A 17,591-nucleotide genomic window follows, 5' to 3' on the forward strand; every position below is an offset into this window, starting at 1 on the left:
CCCCTTCGGAGGCTAGCCCGGCATCAGCGCTTGCCACTCGCCCAGGGACTTCGGGCGCAGGACGTAGTTGCTGTCACGCAGGGACGCCAGTGCGCCGCTCGGTGCTTCGGAGTACCAGTGGCCGGGGTAGACGACCGGGTTGCCGTCGAGGGCGGCGAGTCGGCGCAGGCTGCGGAACATCTCGTCGGAGTCGCCGCCGGGGAAGTCGGTGCGGCCGCAGCCGTCGACGAACAGGGTGTCGCCGGAGATGAGGCGGCCGTCGAACAGGAAGCACTGACTGCCCGGCGTGTGGCCGGGCGTGTGGAGTAACTCGATGTCGAACGCGCCGACCGTCACCTTGTCGCCGTGGTCGTGGCCGGTCAGGTCGCCGGGGGCGATGCCGGTGGTCTGGGCGACCCACTCGAGTTCGTGCTTGTTGACGTGCACCGGGACGTTGGTCTTCTCGAGCAGTTCGGCCACACCGCCGAGGGTGAAACCGAGCATGGTGCCACCGACATGGTCGGGATGGTGATGGGTGGCGAGCACGCCGGACACGCGCATGCCGTCGGCCTCCGCGACGTCGACGAGGTCGGCTGCCTGGTAGGCGGGGTCGACCAGGAGGGTCTCGCCGGTCTCCCGGTCGCCGATCAGATACGCGAAGTTGCGCATCTGCGTGGCGATCGGATCGCCGACGGCGTAGTCCCGGCCGGACAGCAGCTGGCGGAAGTAGAGGCGCTCGGATGACATGCGGTCCACTGTATTGCCACCGGTGTGCTGGCGACGCACCCGAGTACCGTTGACCGGACGGTCTGTGGGAGCACACAATCGCCGATATCTTGGACTTGTGACCAGTCCGAGTTTGCGGTAACCGTGCGAGCAGCTATAACTCCAGTGAGAAGCCTACTGCGGCAATCGAAACCATGATTTCCACGACAGTGCCGAGAATATCGCCGGAGAGGCCCTCGAAACGCCGGACGCAGTGGCGGGTGATCGCGACGGTCAGCGCGAGGGCGGCGATCACCACAACCGGGCCGAGCCAGAGGTTGTCTGGTGTCGCCCAGACAGCGGTGATCACGGTGATCGCCGACCAGATCAGCACCGCGGTGCGCGGCTGGGTGCCCGCGACCAATGCACCGAAACCCGCGTCGGGGGCGGCGGGGATGCCGGTGCGGCAGGCGAGGACGACGGCGACTCGGCCCGCGGCGACGGCGAGGACGATCGCGAGCCAGCGGTGCTGATCGGCCAGCGTTGCGAACGCGACCGATTGGATGGCGACGGCGAAAACGAGAGCGGCCACGCCGAACGGGCCGGCACCGCCGGACTTCATGATCTCGCGGGCGCGCTGGGGCGGGCCGTAGCTGCCGAGGCCGTCGACGGTATCGGCCAAGCCGTCGAGATGCATGCCCCGGGTGAGCAGCGCGAGGAGACCGACGACGAGCAGACCTGCGAGAAGGGTGGTCAGACCCGCGCTGACCAGCAGCCAGAGGGCCGCAGCCGCGAAGGCCCCGAGTGCGAGGCCGATCACCGGGGCGAGCGTGATCGCGTGGCCGGCGGTGCGCCGGTCGACCGCCGCCGGGCCTCGGACCGGGACGACGGTCAGCCAGGAGACGGCCAGCCGTAGCGCGTTCACGAGGATCCGCCCACGTTCGGTTCGCTCACTTGGCCAGGTCGACGGTGTCCGATTCCTCGGCCGAGGTGCTCACGCCCGCGTCGGCGAAGGTCGACATCTCGGCGAGGGTGGCGACGGCGGCCCGCAGGATCGGCAGGGCGGTGAGGGCGCCGGAGCCTTCGCCGAGGCGCATCTCCAGGTCGATCAGCGGGGTCAGGCGCAGGTGCTTCAAGGCCAGGTCGTGGGCGGGTTCGGTGGAGCGGTGGGCAGGCAGCCACCAGGCTTTCGCGCCCGCGGCGAGGTCTTCGGCGACCAGGGCGGCGGCGGTCACCACGACGCCGTCGAGCAGGACGGGGGTGCGGCGGATGGCGGCTTGGGCGAGGAAACCGGCCATGGCGGCGAAGTCGGCGCCCGCGGCGACGCGGAGCAGGTCGACGGGGTCGGTGGCCACCGGGCGGGCGCGGCGCATGCCGTCGCGGATCGCGGCGACCTTGCGAATCCAGCCCTGGTCGTCGACGCCGGTGCCGCGGCCGACGGCGGCGACGGGTTCGGTGCCGGTGAGGATGGCGATGAGAACGGTGGCGGGGGTGGTGTTGCCGATACCCATGTCACCGGCGATGAGCAGGTCGGCGCCCGTGTCGATCTCCTCGTCGGCGATCGCGCGGCCCGCGGCCAGCGCGGCGGTGACCTCGGCCTCGGTGAGGGCGTCCTCGCGGTCGATCGAACCGCTCGCGCGGCGCACCTTGTGCTGGGACACCGAGGGCTCGGTGTCGCCGTCGACGGCGATATCGACGACCCGCACGGTCGCGCCCGCCACGGCGGCCAGTGCGTTCACGGCCGCGCCGCCCGCCAGGAAATTGGCCACCATCTGCGCGGTGACCTCACTCGGGTACGCCGAAACGCCGTGCTTGGCCACGCCGTGATCGCCCGCGAACAGCACCACCCTGGCGCGTTCGAACTGCGCGGGCGGGCACACTCCCTGGCACGCGGCGACCCAGTTGCCGAGTTCCTCGAGCCGTCCCAGCGATCCGGCCGGTTTGGTGAGCTGCGTCTGGCGCTGCTCGGCCGCCGCGCGCACCTGCGCGTCCGGGGCCGCGACCGGGTCGAATCCGTGAGTCACTGGCAAGCCTTTCGGAGGTGGTACATGGTGTTCGACGCTCATCTTGCCCGGATCACGGTGCGCGGCGCCGACCGACCCGGCTCATTTCAATCGAATCGGCAGCCCGGCGACGATGAGATACGCCTCATCACAGGCCTGCGCGAGACGCTGGTTGAGTGTGCCGATCTCGTCGCGGAACAGTCGCCCCGAGCGGGTCGCGGGGATGACGCCCATCCCGACCTCGGGAGATACGATCACCAGCCGCTGCCGATACGCCGCGACGGCCGCGACGAGCTCGTCGCAGTCCGGGGCCACGGTGCCGCGCGGAGCATCCCACGCCATGCGGGTATCGAGGCGGGCAGTGATCCAGGTGCCGATGTCGTCGAGCAGTGTCGCGGGAGTCTCGGTAGCGAGAACCGTTGCGGGTTCGGTGTTCTCGACGGTGGTCCAGTGCGCGGGACGACGATCGCGGTGGACGGCGATCCGGTCGGCGAAGTCGAGATCGGCGGCGTCGAGAACAGCGGTAGCCAGATAGCGGACCGCGGGCGCGTCGGTCAGCAGGGCCTCGGCATAGGCCGACTTGCCGGACCGCGCACCGCCGAGAACGAGGATGCGAGTGGACATCCGAGCACCGTAGCCGCCCACTGACGTCGCAGGAACATCAGGCGGATAGAGCGTCCAGGATCATCGGGCGGGCGGTAGCGAGGGACTGCTGCCAGTACGGCCAGGTGTGGGTGCCGTTGGTGAAGTCGACGCGGGCGGGGATTCCGAGGGCGGCGGTGCGGTCGCGGAAAGTGCTCGCCGTGATCACGGCGAAGGCCTCGATCGCTGCCGCGTTGACCGTGTTACCGACGCCGCTCGGGAGGTCGAGGGGGCCGGGGACACCGTTGCCGCTGGTCACGTACAGCGGTAGGCCGCGCAGCAGTTCGGCCTGGACGATGGCGTCGTTGCGATTCCACGCGGGATCGCCCGCGGCGCCCCACATGTCATCGATGTTGAAGCGACCCTCATCGAACATGGCCGCGCGCATCACCTGGTTCCACATCGGGGCCGCCGGGTTGAGGAACCCGGAGAACGATCCGGCGAAGCGGAACTGGTCACGATGGTGGGCGGCCAGTGTCATGGCGGCATTGCCGCCCATGGAGACGCCGACGATGCCGTTGTTCGTGCGGGAGACGCCGTATCCGGCCAGGAAGTCGGGCAGTTCGCGGGTGAGGAACGTTTCCCACTTGTAGGTCGTCGATTGACCATTGGTGCTGCTCGGCCGGTACCAATCGGTGTAGAAGCTGGAGTTGCCGCCGACCGGCAACACCAGAGTGACGTCGTCACCGGCGAACTGGCGCAGTGCGTCGGTGTCGGTGGTCCACTGGCTGTGGTCGGCGGGGGCGCGCAGACCGTCGAGCAGATACAGCGCGGAACTGCCGCCGCGCGCCGCCCACTGCACCTGGACCTTGATCGGACCCATGCTCGACGGAACGATCAGATCCTCGACACCGCCCGCGGGCGTCCGCATCACCGGCGCCCCGATCGGCACGGCGACGGCCGTGGACATGCCGACCGACGATGACACGACCACGGCCGCCGCGACAATCGTGAGAGCTCTGCTCAGCCGACGAAAACTACCCCACCCAGCATCGAACACCCTGCTAGCCGACCAGTTTCCGCCGATCGAGTCAAGCCGATTGTGCGGCGTCACAGCATCGCGGTAGTGCCGCACCGCACCGCTCCAACCCGCCGACGCGGACCTCGTCGGAGTGAACGTCGGCTCAACCGGCCGCGCCGAAGCGGCGACGGTATTCGGTGGGGGCGAGGCCGACCTGGCGCTGGAAGTGGTGGCGTAGGAGGGCACCGGAGCCGAAGCCGGACTCGTCGGCGATCCGCTCCAGGGCCATGTCGGTGGTTTCGAGCAGGTGCTTGGCGAACAGGACACGCTGGGTGGTGAGCCACTTGACCGGGGTGGTGCCGGTCTCGGCGGCGAAGCGGCGGGCGAAGGTGCGGGTGGACATGCTGGAGCGGGCCGCGAGTTCGTCGACGGTGTGCGGGTGGGCGAGGTTCTCGGTGAGCCACGCCAGGGTGGTGGACAGGCCGATGGAGCTGCACTCGGGGACCGGCTGTTCGATGAACTGGCGCTGACCGCCGTCGCGCTGCGGCGGGACGACCATACGGCGCGCGATACCGTTGGCGGCGGCGGTGCCGATCTCGCGGCGGACCAGGTGCAGGCAGGCGTCGATGCCCGCGGCGGTGCCCGCGCTGGTGATCAGGTTGCCCTCGTCGACGAACAGGACGTCGGGATCGACGGTGGCTTCGGGGAACATCGCGGCGAGTCGGTCGACATAACGCCAGTGGGTGGTGCATTTGCGGCCGTCGAGCAGACCCGCCGCACCGGCTAGGAAGGCGCCCGAGCAGACGGTGAGCACGGTCGCGCCCGCGGCGGCGGCGCCGCGCACCGCGTCGAGCACCCGGTCGTCGTACTGGTCGATCGGGGAGGCGGGGATGGCCACCAGGTCGGCCTCGGCTAGTTGGTCGAGGCCGAACTCGGGGGTGACGGAGATGCCGGGGGTGGTGGAGCGCAGCGGCGTGCCGGGGTCGGCGCCGCAGACCCGGAAGTCGAAGCCGGGCAGGCCGTCGGCGGTGCGGTCGAGGCCGAAAACCTCACAGACCACGCCGAATTCGAACATGGCGAGCCGGTCGCTGAGGACCACGGCAACCTTCGAGAGCATGCCTCATCGTAGCTGGCTGAATCTTTACGCACAATGACGGAACAGCCACTTTCGGCTGAAAATCATCGAGCGCAAAATTACTGCCATGCTTACTTTTCTGATCGTCCTCGCCGTCATCATCGGACTCGCCGTACTGATCGGTCGCGGCACCGCCGGATCCACCGGAATCGTCGACCGTGACGCCCAGCGCATGGACACCGAGCTCAAGGCCATCGCGGGCTATGCCGACTACATCCGCCCCATTCACCACTGAAAGCACGAATGCCGCCCCATCCAAAGGGATGAGACGGCATTGCGGAGCCGGGAAAGAACTCAGACCGCGTCGCCGGGGCCGACCCGGGGCTTCGGAGCGCGCATCTTGCGGATCTGGGAGGCGCGCACGAAGGCGTACCAGCCGAGCTTGAAGCCGGTGTCGGAGGTGTCGGGGAAGCGCTCGATCACCCGGTTGCTCACGATCCTGCCGAGGACGAAGCCCTCGATGATCATGAAGACCATCATCACCAGCATCGCGAGCGTGACGATGGTCTGCAGGCCGGGGGCCACGAACATCGACAGGATCAGCACCAGCGCCATCGGCATGAACAGCCCAACCAGGTTGCGGCGGGCGTCCACCAGGTCGCGCACGTACGCGCGGACCGGGCCCTGATCGCGGGGCAGCAGGTACTTGTCCTCGCCGGCCAGCATGCGCGCGCGGCGGTCCTGCACGGCGGCGCGGCGGTCGGCGGCGGCGGCCTTGCGGTCCTGTTTGGTGCCCTTGACAGCCTTGCGGCGGGCGCGGGCTTCCTTGGCGGTCAGCGGGGCGGGCGCGACCGGGCCGCGCCGCTTGCCTTCGGCCTCACGCCTTTTCGGCGTCGGCCTGCCCTTACCGGGTGTGGTCGAAGCGGTAGCGGCGGCCTGTTCGGAGCCGGACACCGACGGGTCGACGGACTCGTCGATGGTGCTGGACTCGTCACGACGAAACAATTTCACGTTCACCAGGCTATTCGATGATGCCGAGCATCGGGAAATGCGGTCCGCTCAGCGGTGAGCCCGGTCTCATCTCGCGCGGGCTACGACACAGATCACGCCGTCACAGGGCGTAGTGTGGGCACAAGCACCCAGGTGGCGTCTACTGGCTGCGCCGAGGGTGGCAAAATAGGAATAGCAGTTGCTGCGACAGCGTTGAAATCAGTCGTGCGCTGTGCACCTGAGGTCCGTTGACGGGCTGAGTCGAACTAGGAGTGTCCATGACTGTGCAGAACGAGACCGCCACCGAGACCCACGGTGCGACGTTGACCGACGCTGCCGCCATCAAGGCGAAGGCGCTGCTCGACCAGGAGGGTCGCGACGACCTTGCCCTGCGGATCGCCGTGCAGCCCGGTGGCTGTGCCGGTCTGCGCTACCAGCTGTTCTTCGACGATCGCATCCTCGACGGTGACATCGTCGTCGAGTTCTCCGGCGTGAAGCTGGCCGTCGACCGCATGAGCGCCCCGTACATCGACGGCGCCTCGATCGACTTCGTCGACACCATCGAGAAGCAGGGTTTCACCATCGACAACCCGCAAGCCACGGGCTCCTGCGCCTGCGGCGACAGCTTCAACTGACGTACGGAGCTGCGAGTTAGCCGTGCTTTCCGTGCCACGCCCGGGAACATTGTCGTTGCGTGGCGAGGTAGCGAACAGGTGAACCACAGGCGGTAGCGCTTGCTAACGTTGAAGTCCGGGATCCGGTGATCCCGGACTTCTGTGTTTTCCTACCTCTAGCGTCGAAGGGGCCCTGCCTCGTGCCTGTTGCCGTGTCCGCATCCATCGCCACCGACCACCTCATGCGCTTTCCCGGCCGGTTCGCCGATGCGCTGCTCGCTGATCAACTCGATCATGTGTCCCTGAGCTTCCTCGTCGACGATCTGCAGATCCGCCGTGGCGGAGTGGCGGGCAACATCGCCTACGCGATGGGTCTGCTCAAGCAGCGCCCGGTGCTCGTCGGCGCCGTCGGCGCCGATTTCGCCGAGTACCGGCAGTGGCTGGAGAACAGCGGCGTCGACTGCTCCGCGGTGCATGTCTCCGCGACGTCGCACACCGCGCGGTTCGTGTGCACCACCGATGAGACGATGGCGCAGATCGCATCGTTCTATCCGGGTGCGATGAGTGAGGCGCGCGATATCGACATCGCCGCGATCGCCGCCGCGCACGACGTCGACCTGGTGCTGGTCGGGGCGAACGATCCCGACGCGATGGTGGCCCACACCCGCCAGGCCAAGGCGCAGGGCATCGCCTACGCCGCCGATCCGTCCCAGCAGCTGGCCCGCCTCGACGGCGAGCAGGCGAGCGAACTGATCGACGGCGCCGCCTACCTGTTCACCAACAAGTACGAGTGGGCCCTGCTGCAGCAGAAGACCGGTCTGAGCGAAGCCGACATCACCGCCAAGGTCGGCATCCGCGTCACCACGCTGGGCTCCGAAGGGGTGCTCGTGGTCGACGCCGACGGCACCGAGGTCCGCGTCGGCGTGGTGCCCGAGGTGGCCAAGGTCGACCCGACCGGCGTCGGCGACGGTTTCCGCGCGGGCTTCCTCACCGCCCACCGCGCCGGCCTGAGCCTGGAACGCGCCGCCCAGCTCGGCTCCCTCGTCGCCGTGCTCATCCTGGAGACCACCGGCACCCAGGAGTGGACGCTCAACACCGACGACGCACTCGAGCGCCTCACCAAGGCCTACGGCAGCGACGCCGCCGACGAACTGGCCCCGCTGCTCTGACCTACGGAACACGAACGCCCCCTGGCTCTTTCGATCCAGGGGGCGTTTTTCGTGGATTACAGCGAGACCGGGTAGACCGGCTCTTGGATCTCGGGCTTGATGCGGTCCTCGACGAAGATGCCGTGCCAGACCATGAAGACCAGAACGGTCCAGAGGCGGCGGCTGTGGTCGGACAGGCCCGCCTTGTGGTCGCGGAGCATCTGGAGGATGGCCGGCTTGTTCAGCAGGTGGTCGGTCTGGGACTCGGCGATCTGGGTTTCGGCCCAGTCGTAGAGTTCGGTGCCGCGCAGCCAGTGGCGCAGGGGGACCGGGAAGCCGAGCTTGGCGCGGTTGAGGACATGATCGGGCACGATCCCGTCCAGGGCCTGGCGCAGCGCGTACTTCGAGGTTTCCTTGGTGATCTTCTGGTCGAACGGGATCCCCTCGGCGACGCGCAGGACCTCGCTGTCCAGGAACGGCACGCGCAGTTCCAGGGAGTTGGCCATGGTCATCTTGTCGGCCTTGACCAGGATGTCGCCGCGCAGCCAGGTGAACAGGTCAAGGTGCTGCATGCGCGCGACCGGGTCCCAGCCCGCGGACTGGGCGTAGATCGGGGCGGTGACGTCCTGGTGGGTCCACTCGGGACGGAAGTCGCGCAGGACCGCGCGCAACTGGGCGTCGTTGAAGCTGCGGGCATTGCCGTAGTAGCGGTCTTCGAGGCTGAGCGAACCGCGCTGCAGCAGCGACTTGCCGCGCTTGCCGTCGGGGATCTTGTCACCGAGCTTGCCGAGCAGCTTGCGCGCACCGGCGGGCAGGTACTCGAAGGGCTTGAGCGACAACGGTTCCCGGTAGATCGTGTAGCCGCCGAACAGTTCGTCGGCGCCCTCGCCGGAGAGCACCACCTTGACGTGCTTGCGCGCTTCCTTGGCCACGAAGTACAGCGGGACAAGGGCGGGGTCGGCGACCGGATCGTCGAGGTACCAGACGATCTCGGGAATCGCGGCGGCGAACTCGGCGGGGGAGACCACCTTGACGATGTGGCGGGCGCCGATCAGCTCGGCGCTCTCGGCGGCCACGTCGACCTCGGAGTACCCCTCGCGCTCGAAGCCGGTGGTGAAGGTGATCAGCTTCGGGTTGTGCCGCATGGCCAGCGCGGCGATGGCGGTGGAGTCGATGCCGCCGGACAGGAACGAACCGACGGTGACGTCGGCGCGCATGTGCTTGGCGACCGAGTCCTCGAGCGCCGCGGCGATCTCGGCGTAGCGGGCCTTCTCCGACCCCCCGGCGAACGGGCGGACCCGGAAGTCGGGGCGGAAGTAGCGGGTCGTGGCCGGCTCCTGACCGACCTTCACCGTGGCGTAGTTGCCGGATTCGAGGCGGCGGATGTTGCGGTGCAGCGACTCGGGCTCCGGCACGTACTGCAGCACCGTGTAGTGCTCGAGCGCGCGCGGGTCGAGCTCGTCGGACACCCCGAGCGGGCTCAGCAGTTCCAGCAGGCTCTTCTTCTCGCTGGCGAAGGCAGTGCCGCCGGGGCCGGTCGCGATGAACAGCGGCTTGATGCCGAACGGATCGCGCGCGAGGAACAGTTCAGAGGTCTCGGTGTCCCAGATCGCGAAGGCGAACATGCCGCGCAGCTTGCGCACGGCCTCGGGACCCCAGAAGTGGAAGGCGGCCACGATGGCCTCGCCGTCACCGTCGGTGGCGAAGATCTTGCCATCGGGGAATGCGGCGCCGTGCTCGGCGGCCAACTGCTCACGCAGTTCGAGGTAGTTGTAGATCTCGCCGTTGAAGGTCATCGCGTAGCGCTGCGGGTTGTCCGCGGGGCCCCAGCGCAGCGGCTGGTGCGAGTGCTCGATATCGATGATGGACAGGCGGTTGAACCCGAAGATCATGTGATCGTCGTGCCAGGTGCCCTTCTCGTCCGGGCCACGATGCCGCTGGCAGTGCAGCGCGTCGTACACCTGATCGACCACCGCGGTCGTCGCGGTGTCAGCTGTCAGGAATCCGAGCAGTCCGCACACGGTGTCGCCCAACCTTCTCTCGTTCGATGATGGGGTGGCCACAAACGGGCCGAAACGCTGTGTCCGAGTATGCCGCACACCTGCCCGACACGCCGCGCTCGCCCGCTCGCTCGGGGTGCGCGGCAACCGGACGGGAGCCAAACCGCAGGTCGCGACGATCCCGGCGGTCACGGCGGAGTGTCGAAAGTGACCCCGCGACAAGACAGTGCCCGCTTTGGTCTACGCTGCGTAGTACTCAGGTCCTTCTCAGGTGTGCAGGCGTCACAGCGGCAATACTTCGGGACGGCCTGAAACTGCTTTGAAGAGGTGTCGGACGGGCGAATCGCCGCCCGGAAGACGCAATGTGTCGGAATGTGTGGCGACCAGGAAGGCGTGAGCGTGGCGCACAAGGCGAGCGAAGAGATCGGGGCACGACCCGTTAAGGGTCGGCAGGGCCGGATCCTTCGGCGGGCCGGGCTGGCGGTGTCCTTGGGGATCACCGCGATGCTCGTCTCGGGCTGCTCGATCGACAATGTTTGGCTCCGGTTCGGCTGGCCATCGGGTATCACCCCGCAGGCCACCCGGATGCGCGAGCTGTGGACCTGGTCGGTGCTGGCCGCGCTCGCCATGGGCGTGCTGGTCTGGGGTCTGACCTTCTGGACGATCATCTTCCACCGCAAGCGCAAGAACTCCCCGGAGTTCCCGCGTCAGACCGGGTACAACGTGTCGCTCGAGCTGACCTACACGGCGATCCCGTTCGTGATCATCGCGGTGCTGTTCTACTTCACCGTGGTCGTGCAGAACTACGTGCACGAGAAGACCGACAACCCGGATGTCACCGTCGACGTGACCGCCTTCCAGTGGAATTGGAAGTTCGGCTACCGCAACATCAACAATGTCGGCGGTCTCACCTGGAACGGCATCGACACCGAGAAAGAGCTGCTGAACGAAGAGCAGCTCGCCGAGTACCGAGAGCTGAAGAACGACAAGGGTCACCCGCAGCCGGGTCCGGTGCACGGCAAGCCGGCCAACGACATCCTCTCGTACCTGCACTACGACAAGGTCGAGACCTTCGGCTCCAGCGAAGAGATTCCGGTGCTGGTGCTGCCGACCGGTAAGCGCATCGAGTTCCAGCTCGCCGCCGCGGACGTGATCCACGCCTTCTGGGTGCCGGAGTTCCTGTTCAAGCGCGACGTGATGCCGAACCCGAAGGAAAACCAGTCCGACAACGTCTTCCAGATCTCCGAGATCGAGAAGGAAGGCGCGTTCGTCGGCCGCTGCGCCGAGATGTGCGGCACCTACCACTCGATGATGAACTTCGAGGTCCGCGCGGTCTCGCCGGAGAAGTACGCCAAGTACATGCAGGCGCGCATCGAGGGCAAGACCAATGGTGAGGCGCTGGCATCGATCGGCGAGTCGCCGGTGGCCACCTCCACGTACCCCTTCAACACCAAGCGCGATGCCAAGAGCGCTTCGGTGAACGAGAGCAAGTGAGGATTCTGATATGAGGATCGAAGCGCGGATCTTCGAACTGCTCACGGCCTTCTTCATCCTGGTGGGCATCGTCTACGGGTTCTTCACCGCGCAGTCGCGCACCGGCATCGAGTGGGCGGGCACCACCGCGATCGTGCTGACCGCGGGCCTGTCGCTGATCATCGGCACCTACTTCCGGTTCGTCGCGCGCCGCATCGACCTGCGGCCCGAGGACTACGAAGAGGCCGAGATCGTGGACGGCGCCGGTGACCTGGGCTTCTTCTCGCCCGGTAGCTTCTGGCCCATCCTGCTGGCCGGCGCTGGTTCGGTCACCGCCCTTGGCCTGGCGTTCTTCCAGTTCTGGCTGATCGGTCTCGGCGTGGTGCTCGTGCTCACCGCCGCAGCGGGCCTGGTGTTCGAGTACTACCTGGGTGCCGAGAAGCACTGAATTATCGGAGCGCTGGCGCGCTCGAGTCGCGGCCCTGATTGCCCCGACGAAAAACGACCCGAGACTCGCACCTGCGGTGCATTGTCTCGGGTCGTTTTTCCTCGGGGCGGCCGCGACGCTCGCTGCGCTCGCGATGCCTCCCCGAGGTCGGCCCCACGGGGTTGCGTTGTGCGAACTAAGAAGGCCCCCACCGTTTCAGGTGAGGGCCTTCTTAGTTTGTCAGCTACACGCTATAGCGCAGGGCCTGTTCCGAGCGGCAGATGTCGTCGATACCGGAGACGATCTCGCGCAGCTGCTCCGACGGCAGGGCTGAGGGGCGCAGGCGGCAGGTGAAGGTGATCAGGCCGTAATCGGCGGGGGTGAGGCCGCGGGCGGCGGCTTCGGCGCGCAGGTACTCCGAGCGCACGCCGTAGGTCATCGCGGAGATGACGGTGAAGCAGCCCGAGCGTTCACGGTGGGCCGAGAACAGGTCGTGCAGGCCGTAGAAGACCGAACCGTAGTTGGCCAGGGGAGCGAACACGCCCACGCGGTAGGCGGGGCCGCGCTCGGAGGAGTTGATGACGGTATCGGCCAGGTACTCGGCGTCGCGCATCGTGAGCACCTTCGGCGCGAACATCAGCGCGCCCGCCGCGGCGTTGCGGACCGGCATGCCCGCGCGCCCGCCCGCCGCGGACGCGATGGCGCCCAACGACTTCCGGGTACGGGTGCCGACCTCACGCCGGGCCCGCAGACCACGGGTGGGGGCGGTGGGGTACAGACTCGACCACTGACCGAAGCGCACGGCGCCGAGGGTCACCTGGCCCGCGCCGACGGGGCGCGCCACCTTCAGCGGGGCGGTATCGACCCAGCGGCCGACCTGGAGCGCCGCGCTGCCGGGATTGGTGATCTCGTTGGTGGCGTGCTCGACGAAGGAGTCGAAGTCGAGGAACCGGTCGGCGTCGGTGGTGAGCATGGTGTGGTCTTTGTCGACCTCGACCACATCGAGGGTGAGGGCGGTGATGATGCCCGCACGACCGCCCGCGCCGAGAATGCGGTGGAAACGCTCGGTGTGGTGGCCGCGCCCGCAGGTGCCGATCCGGCCGTCGGGGTCGACGTACTCGAGGTCGACGATCTGGTCGATGAACATGCCGTAGCGGTGCGAGGCGGTGCTCACCCCGCCGACGGAGGCGAAGCCGCCCGCGGTGATGTCGCGATGATCGCCGACCACCGGCAGACCGAGACTGTGCGCGCCGAGGCGGCGGTCGATCTCGGACAGCTTCGCGCCCGCCTGCACCCGCACGGTGCGCCTGCCCAGGTTGATGTCGAGCACCGAGTTCATCTTGCGCAGCGAGAGCACGCCGCGCTGATCGGCCAGACCGTAGGACTCTTCGGTCTGTTCACCGCCGCGCACCGTCAACCGTTCCGACCGGCCGCGTGAATCACGCACAGTGCGAACGACATCCGCCGTATCGGTGGGGAGATATTCTTCGGAGATGACGGTATGCGGCGTGCCCATGACCGCATAGCTAACCACAGGTGGGCGGTTCTTGCGCAGGGTACTTCGCACCTATTTCCGCGTGGGCGCGAGTTGCTTGGTGAACAGGACTTTTCCGGTCGCGTCGCACAAGTTGACGGTCATTTCTCCGGTGCGTCCGTCGATTTTCACCTCACCGAAGTGCTGGTACTCCGGGTCCAGCGGGGAGGCGTTGGGTGTGGGCGGCGCGTGGACGTAGACCGCTTCGGGTCCGAAGGTGGGGTCGAGGGGGTTGGGGCCGAACGCGCCGGCGTTGAGCGGGCCCGAGACGAACTCCCAGAACTCGTCGAAATCAGTGAAGGCGGCGCGGGTGGGGGAGTAGTGGTGCGCGGCGGTGTAGTGGACGTCGGCGGTGAGCCAGACGACGTCGGCGACCCTGTTCGCCTTGATCGCCGAGAGCACCTGGGCGATCTCGGTTTCGCGGCCGGAGGGTGTGCCGGGGGCGGCATTGGCGGGGCCTTCGAAGGCGGTCTTGCCGTCGGGGACGACGACGCCGAGCGGCAGATCGGCGGCCACGATCTTCCAGGTGGCCTCGGAGTCCTTCAGACCCTCGGTGAGCCACTCGATCTGGGCGGCGCCGAGGATCTGGCCATGGGGCGCGGTATTGGCCGTGTTGGCGTCCTTGTAGGCGCGCATGTCCAGGACGAACACGTCGAGCAGCGGGCCGTAGGAGATCTTGCGGTAGAGACGGCCGTCGACGGCTTCCTTCGGCTCCAGGGGCATCCACTCGTGGAAGGCCTGCCAGGAACGCGTCGCGAGGGTGTCCATGCTGCGCTCGGTGTAGCCCTTGTCGGCGGCGACCGTCCCACCGGGCGACCAGTTGTTGGTCGTCTCGTGGTCGTCCCACTGGACGATCTGGGCGACGGCGGCGTTGAACCGGCGATAGTTGTCGTCGGTGAGGTTGTAGGCGTAGTTGCCGCGGAACTGGTCGAGGGTTTCCGCGGGAGCGTTCTTCGCCTCGGCGGTGATGTTCTTCCAGACCCGGCCGTCGGGCAGCGTCACGGACTCTTTGAGCGCGTTGTCGGCGTAGATGCAGTCGCCGGAGTGCAGGAACAGGTGCGGGTCGCGGGCGGCCATGGTGGAGAACACCTTCATGCCGCCGAGGTCGGGGTTGATGCCGAAACCCTGGCCCGCGACGTCACCGGACCACAGCAGCGAGATGTCGGAGGGCGCGGTCGGTGCCGTGCGGAAGACACCGGTGAGAGTCTCCGAGCTCGAACCGTCCTCCCCGTCGAGGCGCACCCGGTAGTGCACGAGTTGTCCCGCGGGCAGACCGTTCACCCGCACGCGCCCGGTGCCGTCGGTGGCCGGGGTGAGCAGCGGCCCGGTGAATCGCTTGACGTCGCTGAACTTCTCGGTCGCCGAGGTCTCCACCACCAGCGTGGCAGGCCGATCCGACCGAGCCCAGATCAGCGCACCATCGCTGCGCGGATCACCGACGGCGATCCCGTGCGTGAGCGCGGGCCTGGCCCGCACCAGCGCGGGCCCGTCGTCACCGCAGGCCACCAGGGCAGGAGCAGTCACCACACCGAGTGCGGTTGCACGCAGCAACGTGCGTCGAGACATCGCGAAATCCGAGACAGCCATGAGCCTCACGGTGCGCCACCGGTCGTAACACCCGGTCGTTAGCAAGGCAACGGAACATGAACGATGCCGTACGACAGGCCGAACTCGGCTGACGCGTCTAGAGCCCTGCGGCGGCGGCGGTTTCGGGGTACCAGCGGGTGCATTCGGCGCGGAGGGGGACGGCGGTGTGGAGTTGGCACAGGACCGCTACGCCGCCGAGGAAGGAGCGGAGGATGGGAGTGTGGCCTGGGGGCATCGTCAGTTGGCGTAGGACGTTGGACAGGCGCAGGTCGGTGGCCAGGCGGACTTGTTCGCGGAGCCAGTCGGCCGAGAGGGGGTAGGTGGGGGCGAGGAGGGCTTCTCGGACCGGTTGCAAGCGTGCGGCGACGGTGGCGATGTCGAGCTCGCGGTCGGGGGCCACGAAGCCGTGGCGGCGCATGGCTGCCTCGAGGTCGGCGGGGGAGTCGGCGATGACGGCGGCGCCGATGTCGCTCGCCACGTCGAGGAAGGTGGCGGGCCAGGGGGTGCAGGCGCCGAAGTCGACGACACCGAGGCGGCCGTCGGGCATGCGAAGGAAGTTGCCGGGGTGGGGGTCGCCGTAGACCAGGGCGGCGCGGGCGGGGGCGGAGAACAAAAAGCGCATGATCAGCACACCGAGGCGATCGAGTTCGTCGGCGTTGCCGCGAACGATCAACCGGGACAGGGGAACGCCGTCGAGCCATTCGGTGACCAGGACGTCGCCGCGCTGGGCGATCACCCGGCTCACCACCACGTCGGGGTCGTCGGCGAAAGCGGTGGCGAAGGCGCGCTGGTTCACGGCCTCACGGGCGTAGTCGAGTTCGTCGCGGATCTCGTCGCACAGCGCCTCCACCACCGGGCGGGTATCGGCGCCGGGCAGCAGCGCGGTGAACAGCGGGGTCGCGCGACGCAGAGCTTGGAGATCGGCCAGTACCGCGCGGCGGGAACCGGGATACATCACCTTGACCGCCACCTGGGTGCCGTCGTGCCAGCGGGCGCGGTGGACCTGGCCGACCGAGGCGGCGGCGGCGGCGCGGTCCTCGAATTCGAGGAACAGTGAGCGCCAGTGCGGGCCCAGATGGGCGGCGAGTTCCGCGTGGACCGCGCCGGGCAGCATGGCGGGTGCCGAATCGTGCAGGCGAGCGAGGGCTTGACGGTACGGCTCGGCCAGATCGGGAGCCAGCCCGAGTTCGAGCAGGCCGAGGAGTTGGCCCAGTTTCGCGACGCAGCCCTTGAGTTCGCCGAGCACTTGGAAGAGGTGTTCGGCGGTGCGCACGCGGATGTCGCGGTCTACGTCGGCGGGGTCGCGGCCCGCGGCGCGCTTGCCGAAGCCTGCGATGCGCCGACCCGCGTAGGCGACCGGTACCGCGGCCAGACGGGCGCTGCGTACTACTCGGCCGGTGGGTGGATTACCGTCGCGAGGTGTCGTACGGCGGGTGAACGCCATGACGCGACCCTCGTCGGATTCGCCTCCGGCCATGCCTACCTCGCTGTCCGCCGACGCCCGCCACCTCTGGTGGCCCGCCCGCCCATCGGCCCGTGCCTGGCACAGGGTACCAATCGGGCGCGCGAGCGTCCGGGCAACGACCGTGGATGCGTAGACGTCCAGTCGATCAGCGCGTGAACAGTGCGATGGTGTCCAGGCGGCGGAACAGGTTTCGGCTCAGCTCGCCTTGGTTTCGGGGATCCGGGTGGCGTCGAGCTGATTGTCGGTCGGGGCGACGCCCTTCTTGAGGCTGTGCGCGTAGACGTCGACGTATTCCTGGCCGGTGAGGCGCATCAGTTCGTACATCACCTCGTCGGTGACGGCGCGCTCGACGAAGCGGTTGCCGCTCATCCCCTCGTAGCGCGAGAAATCCAGGGGCGCACCGAACTTCAGGGTGACCTTCTGACGACGCCACTTGAACGGTCCGGGCGGGCTCACCTTGTCGGTGCCGATCACCGCGACCGGGATCACCGGGACGCCGGTCTCGAGCGCGAGTCGCGCCATGCCGGTCTTGCCCTTGTACAGGCGGCCGTCGGGGGAGCGGGTGCCCTCGGGGTACAGGCCGACGAGACGGCCCTCGTCGAGGAGCTTGGTGGCCGCGCTGAGCGCGTCCTCGGCGGCCGAGGCGCCGCTGCGGTCGATCGGGTACTGGCCGGTGCCGCTGAAGAAGAACTTCTGCAGGCGGCCCTTGAAACCGGGGGTGGTGAAGTACTCGGCCTTGGCCAGGTAGTTGATCCGGCGCGGGCTCAGCAGAGGAGCGAAGAGCCAGTCGGAGAAGGAGAGGTGATTACCCGCCATGATGGCCGGGCCGTCGGTCGGGATGTTCTCGACCCCTTCGACCTCGGGCCGGTTGTACATGTGCATGAACGGTCCCACGAGAACGAACTTGAGCAGCCAGTAGAACATGGCGTCCTTTCCCCAGGGACCGGGATAATTGTGTAGAGCCTCGTCGGACAACGACTTTACCGCT

At 68.0% G+C, this 17,591-nt stretch carries 17 protein-coding genes; 5 read left to right on the forward strand and 12 right to left on the reverse strand.

The features are described from left to right. Window positions 1-12 precede the first annotated feature (12 nt). From OHS03_RS03715 to OHS03_RS03740, 6 genes are all read right to left on the reverse strand, one after another. The gene (locus OHS03_RS03715; RefSeq protein ID WP_056816620.1) at window positions 13-726 is read right to left on the reverse strand and encodes an MBL fold metallo-hydrolase; all 714 of its coding nucleotides are present in this window, start codon (window positions 724-726) and stop codon (window positions 13-15) included. A gap of 133 nt (window positions 727-859) precedes the next feature. Beyond that, on the reverse strand, window positions 860-1,609 hold the full coding sequence (locus OHS03_RS03720; RefSeq protein ID WP_328660806.1) for an adenosylcobinamide-GDP ribazoletransferase: 750 nt from the start codon (window positions 1,607-1,609) through the stop codon (window positions 860-862). Window positions 1,610-1,634: 25 nt separating this feature from the next. Then, on the reverse strand, window positions 1,635-2,750 hold the full coding sequence (gene cobT, locus OHS03_RS03725; RefSeq protein WP_357367956.1) for a nicotinate-nucleotide--dimethylbenzimidazole phosphoribosyltransferase: 1,116 nt from the start codon (window positions 2,748-2,750) through the stop codon (window positions 1,635-1,637). Window positions 2,751-2,789: 39 nt separating this feature from the next. Then, window positions 2,790-3,311 carry a bifunctional adenosylcobinamide kinase/adenosylcobinamide-phosphate guanylyltransferase gene (locus OHS03_RS03730; protein WP_328660810.1) on the reverse strand — a complete coding sequence of 174 codons (522 nt, stop codon included), beginning with the start codon at window positions 3,309-3,311 and terminating at the stop codon, window positions 2,790-2,792. 37 nt (window positions 3,312-3,348) lie between these two features. Continuing rightward, the gene (locus OHS03_RS03735; protein ID WP_328660812.1) at window positions 3,349-4,239 is read right to left on the reverse strand and encodes an alpha/beta hydrolase; all 891 of its coding nucleotides are present in this window, start codon (window positions 4,237-4,239) and stop codon (window positions 3,349-3,351) included. 214 nt (window positions 4,240-4,453) lie between these two features. Beyond that, entirely contained in the window at window positions 4,454-5,407 is a 954-nt protein-coding gene (locus tag OHS03_RS03740) for a helix-turn-helix domain-containing protein (RefSeq protein ID WP_328660813.1), read from the reverse strand. Window positions 5,408-5,492: 85 nt separating this feature from the next. Here OHS03_RS03740 and OHS03_RS03745 point away from each other — a divergent pair, with 85 nt between their 5' ends. Then, window positions 5,493-5,660, forward strand: a complete 168-nt coding sequence (locus OHS03_RS03745; RefSeq protein ID WP_156677469.1) for a hypothetical protein — start codon at window positions 5,493-5,495, stop codon at window positions 5,658-5,660. Window positions 5,661-5,719: 59 nt separating this feature from the next. Here the strand turns inward: OHS03_RS03745 and OHS03_RS03750 are convergent, their stop codons facing one another. Then, window positions 5,720-6,376: a DUF3043 domain-containing protein gene (locus OHS03_RS03750; RefSeq protein ID WP_405150624.1), complete on the reverse strand. Its 657-nt coding sequence runs from the start codon at window positions 6,374-6,376 to the stop codon at window positions 5,720-5,722. 257 nt (window positions 6,377-6,633) lie between these two features. On the opposite strand from OHS03_RS03750, the gene OHS03_RS03755 reads away from it, so the two are divergent. Then, complete coding sequence (locus OHS03_RS03755; protein WP_056816608.1) at window positions 6,634-6,990, forward strand: HesB/IscA family protein; 357 nt, start codon at window positions 6,634-6,636, stop codon at window positions 6,988-6,990. Window positions 6,991-7,211: 221 nt separating this feature from the next. Then, a complete protein-coding gene (locus tag OHS03_RS03760; protein WP_407942497.1) occupies window positions 7,212-8,138 on the forward strand; it encodes a carbohydrate kinase family protein in 927 nt (308 codons plus the stop codon). 56 nt (window positions 8,139-8,194) lie between these two features. Here the strand turns inward: OHS03_RS03760 and asnB are convergent, their stop codons facing one another. Next, window positions 8,195-10,138 (reverse strand): asparagine synthase (glutamine-hydrolyzing), encoded by a 1,944-nt coding sequence (gene asnB, locus OHS03_RS03765; RefSeq protein ID WP_328664072.1) that lies wholly within the window; start codon window positions 10,136-10,138, stop codon window positions 8,195-8,197. A gap of 483 nt (window positions 10,139-10,621) precedes the next feature. Here asnB and ctaC point away from each other — a divergent pair, with 483 nt between their 5' ends. Both ctaC and OHS03_RS03775 read left to right on the forward strand, forming a co-directional pair. Beyond that, entirely contained in the window at window positions 10,622-11,611 is a 990-nt protein-coding gene (ctaC, locus tag OHS03_RS03770) for an aa3-type cytochrome oxidase subunit II (protein ID WP_373864364.1), read from the forward strand. Between the two features lie 10 nt (window positions 11,612-11,621). Beyond that, window positions 11,622-12,038, forward strand: coding sequence for a cytochrome c oxidase subunit 4 (locus OHS03_RS03775; RefSeq protein ID WP_062988680.1), 417 nt, complete (start codon window positions 11,622-11,624; stop codon window positions 12,036-12,038). Window positions 12,039-12,261: 223 nt separating this feature from the next. Here OHS03_RS03775 and OHS03_RS03780 read toward each other — a convergent pair whose 3' ends face one another. From OHS03_RS03780 to OHS03_RS03795, 4 genes are all read right to left on the reverse strand, one after another. Beyond that, entirely contained in the window at window positions 12,262-13,533 is a 1,272-nt protein-coding gene (locus OHS03_RS03780) for an FAD-binding oxidoreductase (RefSeq protein ID WP_056816601.1), read from the reverse strand. Between the two features lie 51 nt (window positions 13,534-13,584). After that, a complete protein-coding gene (locus tag OHS03_RS03785) occupies window positions 13,585-15,138 on the reverse strand; it encodes an alkaline phosphatase D family protein (RefSeq protein WP_328660817.1) in 1,554 nt (517 codons plus the stop codon). A gap of 97 nt (window positions 15,139-15,235) precedes the next feature. After that, window positions 15,236-16,615 carry an ABC1 kinase family protein gene (locus OHS03_RS03790; protein ID WP_062988678.1) on the reverse strand — a complete coding sequence of 460 codons (1,380 nt, stop codon included), beginning with the start codon at window positions 16,613-16,615 and terminating at the stop codon, window positions 15,236-15,238. Between the two features lie 183 nt (window positions 16,616-16,798). After that, window positions 16,799-17,527 (reverse strand): lysophospholipid acyltransferase family protein, encoded by a 729-nt coding sequence (locus tag OHS03_RS03795; RefSeq protein WP_328660819.1) that lies wholly within the window; start codon window positions 17,525-17,527, stop codon window positions 16,799-16,801. Window positions 17,528-17,591: the final 64 nt, after the last annotated feature.

The organism is Nocardia salmonicida, assembly GCF_036142455.1.
Lineage (GTDB): Bacteria > Actinomycetota > Actinomycetes > Mycobacteriales > Mycobacteriaceae > Nocardia > Nocardia salmonicida.